Here is a 13,050-nt window from a genome sequence, read left to right on the forward strand (position 1 = left end):
GGTTCGTCCCGCCCCGGACGGCGGTGGCCCCCGGTCACGAGGGTGACCGGGGGCCGTCCTAGTCTTGTGGGGACCGTTTGAGCGCAAACCCCCACGAAAGCAGGAGCCGGCCGATGGATCACAGTGGGCACGGCATGGACATGGATCTGCAGCCCTTCACCCTCGGGCGGGGGCTGCAGTGGTCGGCGGAACCGTTCTTCCTCGTCGCCTGTGCCTTGGGGCTCGGCCTGTACCTGTGGGGTGTCGTACGGCTGCGGCGGCGCGGGGACGCATGGTCCCCGGGGCGGACGGTGGCGTTCGTCGCCGGCGTGCTCACCGTCGCGCTGATGATGTGCACCAAGCTGAACGACTACGGCATGGTGATGTTCAGCGTGCACATGGTGCAGCACATGGTGATCAGCATGCTGTCGCCGATCCTGGTCCTGCTCGGCGCCCCGGTGACGCTGGCGCTGCGGGCGCTGCCGGTGGCCGGTCAGGGACGCAAGGGGCCGCGCGAGCTGCTGCTGATGCTGCTGCACAGCCGGTACATGCGGGTCGTCACGCATCCGCTGTTCACGATCCCGATGTTCATCGCGAGCCTGTACGCCCTGTACTTCACCCCGCTGTTCGACTTCCTGATGGGGTCCAGGACCGGGCACGTCGCGATGATGGTGCACTTCTTCGCCGTCGGCCTGGTGTTCTTCTGGCCGATCATGGGCGTCGACCCGGGGCCGCACCGGCCCGGCTATCTGATGCGGATGCTGGAGCTGTTCGCGGGCATGCCGTTCCACGCGTTCTTCGGGATCGCGCTGATGATGGCCTCGACGACGATGGTCGAGACCTTCCAGAACCCGCCCGCCTCGCTGGGTGTCGACCCCCTCTCCGACCAGACCGCGGCCGGCGGAATCGCCTGGGCGTTCAGCGAGATCCCGTCGGTGCTGGTCCTGATCGCCCTGCTGTTCCAGTGGTACGGCTCCGAGCAGCGCCAGGCCAAGCGCAAGGACCGCGCCGCCGACCGGGACGGTGACAAGGAGCTGGAGGCGTACAACGCCTACCTCGCCTCGCTGGACGCCCGCCGGAGCTGACCGGGATGCGCCGGGGCATCGCCGCGCGGCCGCCCGCCGGGGCACCATGGAGGGAACGCGCCCTGCCGAGGGGCGTGCCGAGGAGGGTGCCGCGATGCCCGGTTCCACTGAAGGTTCCACCAGGACGATGGGGGCGCTCACCGTCGGCGGTCTGGTCGTGGTGACCGCCTACACGGTGGCGATCGGCAGCAACGGCTGGCTGTGGTTCGGCTGGGTCGTGCTGGGACTGATCACCCTGGCGCTGATCATGATGCGCGGCAGTTGAGCGGAGCCACGGGAGCCCCGTGGATCACGGGGCTCCCAGGCCGGCCGCCGAGTGCACCCCGGGCTGGTACTTCGGCAGCCGGGCGGTGATCTTCATGCCGGCGCCGGGGGCGGTCTCGATGACGAGGCCGTGGTCGTCGCCGTAGACCTGGCGGAGCCGGTCGTCCACGTTGGACAGGCCGATGCCGCCGGACGGGCTGACCTCACCGGCGAGGATGCGGCGCAGCAGCGCGGGGTCCATGCCCGCGCCGTCGTCCTCGATGGTCACCAGGGCCTCGGCACCGGCGTCCTGGGCGGTGATCCGGATGTGGCAGCGGTCGGCCTTGCCCTCCAGACCGTGTTTCACGGCGTTCTCGACGAGCGGCTGCAGGCACAGGAACGGCAGGGCGACGGGGAGCACCTCGGGGGCGATCTGCAGGGTGACGGCGAGGCGGTCGCCGAAGCGCGCGCGGACCAGGGCCAGATAGTGGTCGATGGCGTGCAGTTCGTCGGCGAGGGTGGTGAAGTCGCCGTGCCTGCGGAACGAGTAGCGGGTGAAGTCGGCGAACTCCAGGAGCAGCTCGCGGGCCCGCTCGGGGTCGGTGCGGACGAAGGACGCGATCACCGCGAGCGAGTTGAATACGAAGTGCGGGCTGATCTGGGCGCGCAGCGCCTTGATCTCGGCCTCGATGAGGCGGGTGCGGGAGTCGTCGAGGTCGGCCAGCTCCAGCTGGACCGACACCCAGCGGGCGACCTCGCCGGCCGCCCGGACCAGGACGGCGGACTCGCGCGGCGCGCAGGCCACCAGCGCCCCGTGGACGCGGTCGTCGACGGTGAGGGGGGCGACCACCGCCCAGCGGACCGGGCAGTCGGGGGCGTCGCAGTGCAGCCGGAACGCCTCGCCACGACCCGTTTCCAGCGGTCCGGCCAGCCGCTCCATGATCTCGGCGCGGTGGTGGGCGCCGACGCCGTCCCAGGCCAGCACGTCCTTCTCGTCGGTGAGGCAGAGGGCGTCGGTGCCGAGCAGGGAGCGCAGCCGGCGGGCCGACCTGCGGGCGGTCTCCTCGGTGAGGCCGGCGCGAAGCGGGGGCGCGGCGAGGGAGGCGGTGTGCAGGGTCTGGAAGGTGGCGTGCTCGACGGGGGTGCCGAGCCCGCCGAGGTTCTCGGGGCGTGCGGTGCGCCGGCCGAGCCAGAAGCCGGCGGTCAGCAGGGGGAGGATGGCGACGAGGAAGCCGGCCAGGAAACCGCTCATGCGCGCTCCTGCGCGGGGTGGGGCTCCTCGGGTGGCGGGTACGCGGGTGTCCGCAGGGCCTCCGGCAGGTGGAAGCGGGCGAGGACGGCGGCCGTGTCGGCGGGGACGCGGCCCGGGGTGGCCAGGGACACCAGGATCATGGTGAGGAAGCCCAGCGGTACCGACCACAGCGCGGGCCAGGCGAGCAGGGCGTGCAGGCGGCCCGTGCCGGGCAGTCCGGCCATGGTCGCGGCGACCGCGACGAAGGCCGCGCCGCCGCCGACGAGCATCCCGGCGGCCGCGCCGGGCGGGGTGAGCCGCCGCCACCAGATGCCGAGGACGAGCAGCGGGCAGAAGGACGACGCGGACACCGCGAAGGCCAGCCCGACCGCGTCGGCCACGGGCAGCCCGCCGACCAGCAGGCTGGCGGCGAGCGGCACGGCCATGGCGAGCCCGGTGCCCAGCCGGAAGTGGCGGACGCCCCGGGTGGGCAGCACGTCCTGGGTGAGGACGCCCGCGACGGCCATGGTCAGTCCCGAGGCCGTGGAGAGGAACGCGGCGAACGCGCCGCCGGCCACCAGTGCGCCGAGCAGGTCACCGCCGGGGCCGCCGATCATCCTGCCGGGCAGCAGCAGCACCGCGGCGTCGGCGTCGGCGGTGAGGGTCAGTTCGGGGGCGTACAGCCGGCCCAGGGCACCGTAGAGGGGCGGGAGCAGGTAGAAGGCGCCGATCAGGGCGAGGACGGCGACCGTGGTGCGGCGGGCGGCGACGCCGTGCGGGCTGGTGTAGAAGCGGACGACGACGTGCGGCAGGCCCATGGTGCCGAAGAAGGTGGCGAGGATCAGTCCGTAGGTGGCGTACAGCGGGCGCTCGGCACGGCCCTCGGCGAGCGAGGTGGACAGGCCGCCGTTGCCGGCGCGGTCGGCGGCGGGGACGGTGGTGTGCGCGGCGAAGGTGAGACGGGTGCCGCCGGTGACGCGGTGGGTGCCCGGGGGCAGCCGCACCTCGGTGCCGTCGAGGGGCCGGCTGTCCACGGTGCCGGTGACCGTCACGGTCAGGGGCGAGTCGAGTCTCAGGTCGAGGGTGTCGTCGACGCGCACGGCACGCTGCTCACGGAAGGCGGCCGGTTCCGCGAAGGCCTGCCGGGGCGCGCCGTCGGACTGCCAGGCGAGGACGAGGAAGAGCGCGGGGACGAGCAGGGCGGTGAGCTTCAGCCAGTACTGGAAGGCCTGGACGAAGGTGATGCTGCGCATCCCGCCGGCGGCGACGGTCACGGTGACGACCACGGCGACGATGATCCCGCCGAGCGAGTCGGGGGCGTCGGTGAGGACCGCGAGGGTGAGTCCGGCGCCCTGCAGCTGGGGCAGCAGGTAGAGCCAGCCGACGCCGACCACGAAAGCGCCCGCGAGACGGCGCACGGGCCGGGAGGCGAGCCGGGCCTCGGCGAAGTCGGGGAGGGTGTAGGCGCCGGAGCGGCGCAGCGGGGCGGCGACGAACAGCAGCAGGACCAGGTACCCGGCCGTGTAGCCGACCGGGTACCACAGCATGTCGGGACCCTGGACGAGGACGAGTCCGGCGATGCCGAGGAACGAGGCGGCGGAGAGGTACTCGCCGCTGATGGCGGCCGCGTTCAGGCGGGGGCCGACGGTGCGCGAGGCGACGTAGAAGTCGGAGGTGGTGCGGGAGACGCGCAGGCCGAAGGCACCGACGAGGACGGTCGTGACGACCACCAGGGCGACGGCGGGGACGGCGTAGGCGGAGTTCACGGCGGTGCCCGGTGCTCAGCGGTCCTCGACCAGCCGCACGAAGTCCCGCTCGTTGCGTTCGGCGCGGCGCACGTACCAGCGGGCGAGCAGGACCAGCGGCGCGTACAGGCAGAAGCCGAGCACCGCCCACTCCAGGCGGCGGGCCTGGGGCATGGCGGCGAAGACCAGCGGCAGGGGTCCGACGAGGAGGGCGAGGACGGCGAACACGGTGAGCGCGGCGCGCAGCTGGCTGCGCATGAGGGAGCGGACGTAGGTGTGGCCGAGGGTGGTCTGCTCGTCGATCTCGGTGCGCGGGCGGTAGTGGCCCAGGGCACGCCGGGTGCGGCGGGGCGGGCCGGTGACCACGACACGGCGTTCGGCTCTGCGCTCGGCGGGGGCGGCGGGGTCGTGCGGCACCGTCAGGCCCTCCTCATCAGCAGGTCCCGCAGTTCGCGGGCGTGCCGACGGCTGACCTGGAGTTCCTCGCCGCCGATCAGGACGCTGACGGTGCCGGCGTCCAGGCGCAGCTCGTCGATGTGGTGCAGGGCGACCAGGTGGCGGCGGTGGATGCGCACGAAGCCGCGGGCGCGCCAGCGCTCCTCCAGCGTGGACAGCGGGACGCGCAGGAGGTGGCTGCCCCGGTCGGTGTGCAGACGGGCGTAGTCGCCCCGTGCCTCGACGTGGGTGATGTCGGCGACGGCGACGAACCGGGTCACCCCGCCGAGTTCGACGGGTATGTGGTCCGGGTCGGGTTCGTGGACGGGGATGGGCGGCGGGGCGGTGCCGGCCGCCGCGTCGGGGATGGCGGCGGCGCGCCGTTCGGCGACGCGGCGCACGGCCTCGGAGAGGCGTTCGGTGCGCACGGGTTTGAGGACGTAGTCGACGGCCTTGAGGTCGAAGGCCCGGACGGCGAAGTCCTCGTGGGCGGTGACGAACACGACGAGCGGGGGCTGGGCGAAGCCGGTGAGCAGCCGGGCCAGGTCGAGGCCGTCGAGGCCGGGCATCTGGATGTCGAGGAAGACCACGTCGAGGGCGTCGGGGCCGTCGGGGCCGCACTCCAGGGCACGGTTGATGCGGCGCAGGGCCCCGGTCGCGTCACCGGCGCCCTCGACCGTGCCGATCCGCGGGTCCGCGGTCAGCAGGTAGAGGAGTTCCTCCAGCGAGGGCCGTTCGTCGTCCACGGCGAGCGCGCGCAACATGAAGGTGGAGTGTAGGGGCGATCCGCGCCGGGGGACACGTGCCGTGCGCGGCCGTCCCGCCGGTCGGGCGCGAGGGTCCTCCCCACTGGATACAGTGCCCGCATGCACAGCGTTCCCGCCTCGTTCGACGAGCTCGACCGGAAGATCATCACGGCTCTGATGGCGAACGCCAGGACCAGCTTCGCCGAGATCGGGACGGCGATCGGGCTGTCGTCGACGGCGGTGAAGCGCCGGGTGGACCGGTTGCGGGACGCCGGGGTGATCACCGGCTTCACGGCGACGGTGAAGCCGTCCGCGCTGGGCTGGCGCACGGAGGCGTACGTCGAGGTGTTCTGCGAGGGCGCGGCCCCGCCGCGGCGGCTGGCGGAGGTGGTGCGCAACCACCCGGAGATCACCGCCGCGATGACGGTGACCGGTGGGGCGGACGCGCTGCTGCACGTGCGGGCGCGGGACGTGGAGCACTTCGAGGAGGTGCTGGAGCGGATCCGGGCGGAGCCGTTCATCCGGAAGACGATCAGTGTGATGGTGCTGTCGCACCTGCTGCCGGAGAGCCCGGAGGCCGGCGCCAGCCAGCCCGCACCAGACGTGCGCTGAGACCGTTGAACACGCAGCATCGTTGCGTGGACACGCAGCTCTTGTTCCTTGTCGGGCGGTTCGGTCAGTTTCTACCGTGGTGTCAACCCTCAGTCGACACCGCTGACAAGCGGAGGACCCCAGCGGAGGAACCCCTCTGTGACCGACAGCCGTGTGCCGCGCCCCCGGCGCTTCCTGGTCTGCGAACCCAGACACTTCGCCGTGCAGTACGCGATCAATCCCTGGATGCATCCCGACACCCGGGTCGACGTCGACCTGGCGCAGGAGCAGTGGCAGGCGCTGATCAGTGCCTACCGCGCCCACGGTCACGCCGTGGACACCCTGGAGCCGGTCCCCGGCCTGCCCGACATGGTCTTCGCCGCGAACTCGGCGGTCGTCGTCGACGGCCGGGTCCTCGGCTCCCTCTTCCACGCCCCCGAGCGGCGGCCCGAGTCCCTGCACTACGACACCTGGTTCAAGGACGCCGGCTACGCCGTGCACCGGCCGGAGTCGGTGTGCGAGGGTGAGGGCGATCTGGTGTGGACGGGGCGGTACGTCCTGGCCGGCACCGGGTTCCGCACCACCCGGGAGGCGCACCGCGAGGCGCAGGAGTTCTTCGGGCACCCGGTGATCAGCCTGACGCTGGTGGACCCGTACTTCTACCACCTCGACACGGCGTTGTTCGTGCTCGACGACGACAACATCGTGTACTACCCGGAGGCGTTCTCGGCAGGCAGCCGGGAGGTGCTGGCCCGGCTGTACCCGGACGCCGTGCTGGCCACCCGGGAGGACGCCATGGCGTTCGGCCTGAACTCCGTCTCCGACGGCCGCCACGTCTTCATCGCGCCGCAGGCCGAGGCGCTCGCCGGCCGTGTCGCCGAGCACGGCTACATCCCCGTCCCCGTCGACCTGTCGGAGTTCCACAAGGCCGGCGGCGGTATCAAGTGCTGCACCCAGGAGATTCGTTGATGACCGCTCTCGCCACCACCCGTTCCTCCGCCGAGCTGATCCAGGCCGAGGGGCCGGTGCTCGCGCACAACTACCATCCGCTGCCGGTCGTCGTCTCCCGTGCCGAGGGCGCCTGGGTGGAGGACGTGGAGGGCCGTCGCTACCTGGACATGCTGGCGGGTTACTCGGCGCTCAACTTCGGTCACCGGCACCCGGCGCTGATCGAGGCGGCGCACCGCCAGCTGGACCGGCTCACGCTCACCTCGCGGGCCTTCCACAACGACCAGCTCGCGGAGTTCGCGGAGCGGCTGGTGCGCCTCACCGGCATGGACATGATGCTGCCGATGAACACCGGCGCGGAGGCCGTGGAGAGCGGTATCAAGGTGGCTCGCAAATGGGCCTACGAGGTGAAGGGCGTGCCCGCGGACCGGGCCACGATCGTGGTCGCCGCGGAGAACTTCCACGGCCGTACGACGACGATCGTCAGCTTCTCCACGGACGAGACGGCCCGCGCGGGGTTCGGGCCGTTCACCCCGGGCTTCCGGATCGTGCCGTACAACGACCTGGCGGCGCTGGAGGCGGCGGTCGACGAGACCACGGCGGCCGTGCTGATCGAGCCGATCCAGGGCGAGGCCGGGGTGATCATCCCGGACGAGGGCTATCTGGCCGGGGTGCGGGAGATCACCCGCCGGGCGAACTGCCTGTTCGTCGCCGACGAGATCCAGTCGGGTCTGGGCCGTACCGGGCACACGCTGGCCGTGCAGCACGAGGGCGTGGTCCCGGACGTGGTGCTGCTCGGCAAGGCGCTCGGCGGGGGCATCGTGCCGGTGTCGGCGGTGGTGGGCCGGCGCGAGGTGCTGGAGGTGCTGCGGCCGGGCGAGCACGGCTCGACGTTCGGCGGCAATCCGCTGGCGGCGGCGGTCGGCACGGCGGTGGTGGAACTGCTGGAGAGCGGCGAGTACCAGCGCCGGGCGGCCGAGCTCGGCGCGGTGCTGCGGGGCGGCCTGTCCGAGCTGGTCGGCGAGGGCGTCGTCGGGTTCCGCTCGCGCGGTCTGTGGGCGGGCGTCGACATCGACCCGGGCATCGGCACCGGCCGGGAGATCAGCGAGCGGCTCATGCGCGAAGGGGTTCTGGTCAAGGACACCCACGGCTCGACGATCCGGCTGGCCCCGCCGCTGACCGTCACCGCCGAGGAACTGGCCTCGGCGCTCGCCACCCTGGGAGGAGTACTGCGGCAGGACGCCTGACCGCACCGGTCCGGGCCCGGCGCGCCTGCCCGCGCCGGGCCCGGACCACCCGCACTCCCCCGCACGCCGTCGGCGGTGACCGGCGGCGCGTTCACCGCGCCGTCCAGGTAGCCGACCGGACCCCGGGCGGGCAGGGTGAGGGGGAAGGAAGAGGTGGTAGACCACTCTCAGCGACGGAGAGGTCGGCCGTGGGCGTTGACGAGGACCATGACGTCGGCCGCCGCTGGTTCGACGTGGCCGACGCCGCACCCCTGCTGCTCGACGCGGAGGGCGTGGTCACGAGCTGGACCGGCAGCGCGCGGCGGCTGCTGGCGTATCCGGCCGCCGAGGCGGTCGGGACGGGGCTGGAGCGGCTGCTGGGCCGGGAGGACGCCGCCCGGGTGCCGCAGTTGCTCGCGCGGTGCCGCACCGACGGCGGATGGGCCGGGCTGCTCACCGCCCGGTGCCGCGACGGTCGGTCGCTGCGGGTGATGGCCCGGATCACCTCCGCCGCCGAAGTGCGCGGCCCCTCCCGCTGGCTTGTGCTGCTCAACGAGATGGCCGAGGCACCCGGCTGGAACATGGACCGCCAGGTCCTGGAGCAGATGGTGGCCGGCTCACCCATCGGCATCGCCATCGTGGACACCGACCTGCGCTTCGTGTGGTCGAACGCGGCCCTCGCCCGGTTCGGCGGCGGCCCTCCGGCCGAGCGGCTGGGCCGCCGGCTGGCGGACATCCAGCCGGGGCTGGACGCCTCGGCCATCGAGAGCCGGATGCGGCGGGTGCTGGCCAGCGGGGAACCGGTCGTCGGGTACGAGCACGTCGGCCGTATACGGTCCGCACCGCACCGCGAGACCGCGCACATGATGTCCTTCACCCGGCTCGACGACGAGTACGGCCACCCGATGGGGGTCTACTACACGGTCGTCGACATCACCGAGCGGCACCGTGCCCGGCAGCGGCTGGCCCTGCTCGACATGGCCGGCCGGTCGATCGGCCGCAGCCTGGACTGCGCGCGCACCGCGCAGGAGCTGGCCGACATCGTCGTGCCGGGCTTCGCCGACCTCGTCACCGTGGACCTGCTGGAGTCGGTGCTGCGGGGCGTGGAGCCGGCACCGGTGCCGGAGGGCGACGGTGCGGCCGGGGTGGCGTTGCGGCGCGCGGGGCACCAGTCGGTGAACGAGGGCGTTCCGGAGGCGTTCGTACCGGCCGGCGGGCCGGTGGAGTACCTGCCCGGCTCACCGCCGCTGCGTGCTCTGGCCTCGGGCCGATCCTGGTCCCGGGAGCGGCTGGACCCGTCGACGCCGCAGTGGGCGGCCGAGGTGCCCGGCGAGCGGCGGGCCACCTTCCGGGAGCTCGGCCTGCACAGCGCGCTGATCGTTCCGTTGCGCTCCCGGGGGGTGACGCTGGGCCTGACCACGTTCTTCCGGGGGCATCGCAAGGAGCCGTTCGACGCGGGCGACGTCTCGCTCGCCGAGGATCTGGTCTCGCGGGCCGCGGTCTGTGTCGACAACGCCCGCCGCTACACCCGCGAGCGCGACGCGGCGCTGCTGCTGCAGCGCAGTCTGCTCCCCCGCCGGCTGCCGGAGCAGGACGCGGTCACGGTGTCGGCCTGCTACCGCCCGGCCGACGAGCTGACCGGTCTCGGCGGCGACTGGTACGACCTGATCCCGCTGTCGGGCGCCCGGGTGGCGCTGGTGGTGGGCGAGGTGCCGGGGCACGGCATCGCGGCCGCGGCGGCCATGGGCCGGCTGCGCACCGCGGTGCGCACGCTGGCCGCGCTGGACCTGTCGCCGGACGAGGTCCTCGCCCACCTGGACGACCTGGTGGCGCGCACCGCGAGCGAGGAGGGCGTCGACCCCGAGGGGGCGGCGGGCGAGGGCGCGGGTGCCGTGGGCTCGGGCTGTGTGTACGTGGTGTACGACCCGGTGGACGGGCGGTGCGCGATGGCCGCGGCGGGGCACCCGGCGCCGGTGGTCGTGGCGCCGGGCGGGGCGGTGATCTTCGTGGAGCTGCCGCAGGGTCCGCCGCTGGGCACGGGCGGCCCGCCCTTCGAGGCGGTCGAGCTGTGCCTGCCCGAGGGCAGCACGCTGGCGCTGCACACGGACGGGTTGCTGGCGCGGCGCGGGCCGGGGGCGCCGGACAGCGGCCGGGACGGGCTGCGCCGGGCGCTGGAGGGCACGGTGGACTCGCTGCACCTGCGCTGCCGGGCGGTCGTCGACGCCCTGGCCCCGGCCCGGCCGAACGACGACGTGGCGCTGCTGATGGCGCGCACCCTGCGGCTGGGCGCCGGGCAGGTCGCCGAGTGGGAGGTGCCGGCCGATCCGGCGACGGTCGCCGATGCGCGGCGGGCGGCGGCCGGGCGGCTCGCGGACTGGGGTCTGGAGGAGCTGGTGTTCACCACCGAACTGGTGGTGAGCGAGCTGATGACCAACGCCATCCGGCACGCCGCGGGGCCGATCCGGGTGCGGCTGATCCGGGGCCGGGCGCTGGTCACCGAGGTGCACGACGGCGGTGCCACCGCGCCGCATCTGCGCCATCCGCGTACCACCGACGAGGGCGGGCGCGGACTGCTGCTGGTGTCCCAGCTCACCCAGCGGTGGGGCACCCGCTTCACGGACGATGGCAAGATCATCTGGGCCGAGCAGTCGCTGTCCGGACCCGAGCTCTGACAGGTCACCCCCGACACATCATGCGAAAATGACGCAAGACCGGCAGATGGGGCGCGGCGATGAACGACTCGGAGATCGACTACGCGACGGTGTTCCAGGCTTTGCCCGGCATGGTGGCCCTGCTCACCCCCGGCCTGGTGTACGCCGACGCCAACGAGGACTTCCAGCGGCTGTCCGGACGCACCCGGGAGCAGTTGGTGGGCCGCTACATCTTCGACGTCTTCCCCGACAACCCGGGCGACCCGACCGCCACCGGGATGCGGGACCTCCGGGCGTCGATGCTGCGGGTGGTGGACACCGGCGAGCGCGACACCATGGCCCTGCAGCGCTACGACGTCGAGGACCCCCAGCGGCCCGGCGAGTGGGCCGAGCGCTACTGGAGCCCGGTCAACGCGCCCGTTCTCGGCCCCGACGGCCGGGTGGCGCTGATCGTGCACCGGGTGGAGGAGGTCACCGAGCTGATCAAGGCCCGGCGCGGGCGGGCGAACGGCCACACCGGCAGCCAGGCCCGGGTACTGGAGGCCGAGCTCTACACGCGCGCCCGTGAACTGCAGGAGCTCAACGAGCGGCTGCGTCAGGCCCACGCCCGGGAACGCGAGGTGGCGCTCGCCCTGCAGGGCGCGATGCTGCCGGCCAACCGGCAGCTGAAGTACCGGCAGCTGGCCGTGCGGTACCGGCCCGCGGTGGGCGCGTTGAACGTCTGCGGCGACTGGTACGACGTGGTGGACCTGGTCGGCGGCGACCGGATCGGGGTGTCCGTGGGCGACGTGGTGGGCCACGGGCTGGAGGCGGCCGGGGTGATGGGCCAGTTGCGCAGCGCGCTCAGCGCGGCCTCCCGGGTGGCGGCGGGCCCGGCCCAGGCACTGGACGTCCTGGGCCGGTACGCCAACGTGGTGGACGGCGCCGAGTCGGCGACCGCCGTGACCACGTTCATCGACTTCGACCACCGCACCATCAGCTACAGCAGCGCCGGGCATCCCCCGCCGATCCTGGTCCACCATGACGGCCGGGTGGAACTCCTCGACCAGGCCACCGACCCGCCGCTCGACGCCCGGCCCGACCCGATGCCCAGACCGCAGGCGGGAATGCGCTACGACCGGGGGGCCACGCTCGTGCTGTACACCGACGGGCTGGTGGAGCGGCGCCGCGAGGACATCGACACCGGTCTGGCCCGGCTCGCCGAGTCCCTGGTCCGCCACCGGGGCAAGGACCCCGAGTCCCTCGCCGACGCGGTCCTGCTGGAACTGCTCCCTCCGGGCGGCGCCACGGACGACACGGCGCTGGTGATCGTACGGCTGTGAACGCGGTGCCGGGGTGGGCAGGACGGGGCCGGGCGGGAGCCGTCCGGCCTGTTCCGGACGGTGACCGTCGCGCCTACACTGACAGCGCTTTCGGCGAATGGAGGCGGGATCCCGTTGTTCTACTACCTCCTGAAGTACGTCGTGCTGGGACCGCTGTTGAGGCTGCTCTTCCGGCCCCGCATCGAGGGCTTGGAACATGTGCCGGAGTCGGGCGCGGCGATCGTGGCGGGCAACCACCTCTCCTTCTCCGACCACTTCCTGATGCCGGCGGTCCTCAAGCGGCGGATCACCTTCCTCGCCAAGGCCGAGTACTTCTCCGGTCCGGGGGTCAAGGGGCGGCTGACCGCGGCCTTCTTCCGCAGCGCCGGTCAGATCCCGGTCGACCGCTCCGGCAAGGAGGCCGGCAAGGCGGCCATCCGGGAGGGGCTCGGGGTGCTGCGCAAGGGCGAGTTGCTCGGCATCTACCCGGAGGGCACCCGGTCGCACGACGGCCGCCTGTACAAGGGCAAGGTCGGCGTGGCGGTGATGGCCCTCAGGGCGCAGGTGCCGGTCGTGCCGGTGGCGATGATCGGCACCTTCGAGGCGCAGCCGCCGGGGAAGGTCGTCCCGCGGCTGCGTCCGATCACGATCCGCTTCGGCGAGCCGCTCGACTTCTCCCGCTACAGCGGCATGGAGAACGAGAAGGCCGTCCTGCGCGCCGTCACCGACGAGATCATGTACGCCATCCTGACCCTGTCGGAGCAGGAGTACGTCGACCAGTACGCGGCCGTCGCGAAGGCGGAGCAGGCGGCGGCAGCGGAGAAGGAGCGCAGGTTCCCGCGGCTGCCGCTGCGCTGAGGCGGAGCGGG

At 73.1% G+C, this 13,050-nt stretch carries 12 protein-coding genes; 8 read left to right on the forward strand and 4 right to left on the reverse strand.

The genetic code is table 11. The features are described 5' to 3' along the window. The first annotated feature begins 113 nt into the window (after nt 1-113). Both AC3ET3_RS16825 and AC3ET3_RS16830 read left to right on the forward strand, forming a co-directional pair. Nucleotides 114-1,064, forward strand: a complete 951-nt coding sequence (locus AC3ET3_RS16825) for a cytochrome c oxidase assembly protein (protein ID WP_435612413.1) — start codon at nt 114-116, stop codon at nt 1,062-1,064. Nucleotides 1,065-1,158: 94 nt separating this feature from the next. Next, nucleotides 1,159-1,329 (forward strand): hypothetical protein, encoded by a 171-nt coding sequence (locus AC3ET3_RS16830; protein WP_432136928.1) that lies wholly within the window; start codon nt 1,159-1,161, stop codon nt 1,327-1,329. 24 nt (nt 1,330-1,353) lie between these two features. Here the strand turns inward: AC3ET3_RS16830 and AC3ET3_RS16835 are convergent, their stop codons facing one another. From AC3ET3_RS16835 to AC3ET3_RS16850, 4 genes are read right to left on the reverse strand one after another with little or no spacing between them, the layout of a single operon-like run. Further along, entirely contained in the window at nt 1,354-2,559 is a 1,206-nt protein-coding gene (locus tag AC3ET3_RS16835; protein WP_432136927.1) for a sensor histidine kinase, read from the reverse strand. Then, nucleotides 2,556-4,304, reverse strand: coding sequence for a sodium/solute symporter (locus AC3ET3_RS16840; protein ID WP_435612414.1), 1,749 nt, complete (start codon nt 4,302-4,304; stop codon nt 2,556-2,558). The genes AC3ET3_RS16835 and AC3ET3_RS16840 overlap by 4 nt, the downstream gene beginning before the upstream one ends. A gap of 15 nt (nt 4,305-4,319) precedes the next feature. Continuing rightward, the gene (locus AC3ET3_RS16845; RefSeq protein ID WP_432136958.1) at nt 4,320-4,706 is read right to left on the reverse strand and encodes a hypothetical protein; all 387 of its coding nucleotides are present in this window, start codon (nt 4,704-4,706) and stop codon (nt 4,320-4,322) included. After that, on the reverse strand, nt 4,703-5,482 hold the full coding sequence (locus tag AC3ET3_RS16850; protein ID WP_435612415.1) for a LytR/AlgR family response regulator transcription factor: 780 nt from the start codon (nt 5,480-5,482) through the stop codon (nt 4,703-4,705). The genes AC3ET3_RS16845 and AC3ET3_RS16850 overlap by 4 nt, the downstream gene beginning before the upstream one ends. 102 nt (nt 5,483-5,584) lie before the next feature. Here AC3ET3_RS16850 and AC3ET3_RS16855 point away from each other — a divergent pair, with 102 nt between their 5' ends. The 6 genes from AC3ET3_RS16855 (at nt 5,585) to AC3ET3_RS16880 (ending at nt 13,039) form a co-directional block, all read left to right on the forward strand. Continuing rightward, nucleotides 5,585-6,076 (forward strand): Lrp/AsnC family transcriptional regulator, encoded by a 492-nt coding sequence (locus AC3ET3_RS16855; protein ID WP_435612416.1) that lies wholly within the window; start codon nt 5,585-5,587, stop codon nt 6,074-6,076. 138 nt (nt 6,077-6,214) lie between these two features. After that, nucleotides 6,215-7,024, forward strand: coding sequence for a dimethylargininase (ddaH, locus tag AC3ET3_RS16860; protein ID WP_432136923.1), 810 nt, complete (start codon nt 6,215-6,217; stop codon nt 7,022-7,024). Next, the gene (rocD, locus tag AC3ET3_RS16865) at nt 7,024-8,250 is read left to right on the forward strand and encodes an ornithine--oxo-acid transaminase (RefSeq protein WP_435612417.1); all 1,227 of its coding nucleotides are present in this window, start codon (nt 7,024-7,026) and stop codon (nt 8,248-8,250) included. The genes ddaH and rocD overlap by 1 nt, the downstream gene beginning before the upstream one ends. A 188-nt stretch (nt 8,251-8,438) precedes the next feature. Continuing rightward, nucleotides 8,439-10,901, forward strand: a complete 2,463-nt coding sequence (locus AC3ET3_RS16870) for a SpoIIE family protein phosphatase (protein WP_435612418.1) — start codon at nt 8,439-8,441, stop codon at nt 10,899-10,901. A 59-nt stretch (nt 10,902-10,960) separates the two neighbouring features. Further along, nucleotides 10,961-12,202, forward strand: coding sequence for a PP2C family protein-serine/threonine phosphatase (locus AC3ET3_RS16875; RefSeq protein ID WP_432136920.1), 1,242 nt, complete (start codon nt 10,961-10,963; stop codon nt 12,200-12,202). Between the two features lie 114 nt (nt 12,203-12,316). After that, nucleotides 12,317-13,039 (forward strand): lysophospholipid acyltransferase family protein, encoded by a 723-nt coding sequence (locus AC3ET3_RS16880; protein ID WP_432136919.1) that lies wholly within the window; start codon nt 12,317-12,319, stop codon nt 13,037-13,039. The last annotated feature ends 11 nt before the right edge of the window (nt 13,040-13,050 follow it).

It is taken from the genome of Streptomyces sp. bgisy159, from assembly GCF_057707805.1.

Coding starts and splice junctions, on each gene's coding strand:
- AC3ET3_RS16825 (WP_435612413.1), top strand. CDS start 114: ATGGATCACAGTGGGCACGGCATGGACATGGATCTGCAGCCCTTCACC.
- AC3ET3_RS16830 (WP_432136928.1), top strand. CDS start 1,159: ATGCCCGGTTCCACTGAAGGTTCCACCAGGACGATGGGGGCGCTCACC.
- AC3ET3_RS16835 (WP_432136927.1), bottom strand. CDS start 2,559: ATGAGCGGTTTCCTGGCCGGCTTCCTCGTCGCCATCCTCCCCCTGCTG.
- AC3ET3_RS16850 (WP_435612415.1), bottom strand. CDS start 5,482: ATGTTGCGCGCGCTCGCCGTGGACGACGAACGGCCCTCGCTGGAGGAA.
- AC3ET3_RS16855 (WP_435612416.1), top strand. CDS start 5,585: ATGCACAGCGTTCCCGCCTCGTTCGACGAGCTCGACCGGAAGATCATC.
- rocD (WP_435612417.1), top strand. CDS start 7,024: ATGACCGCTCTCGCCACCACCCGTTCCTCCGCCGAGCTGATCCAGGCC.
- AC3ET3_RS16875 (WP_432136920.1), top strand. CDS start 10,961: ATGAACGACTCGGAGATCGACTACGCGACGGTGTTCCAGGCTTTGCCC.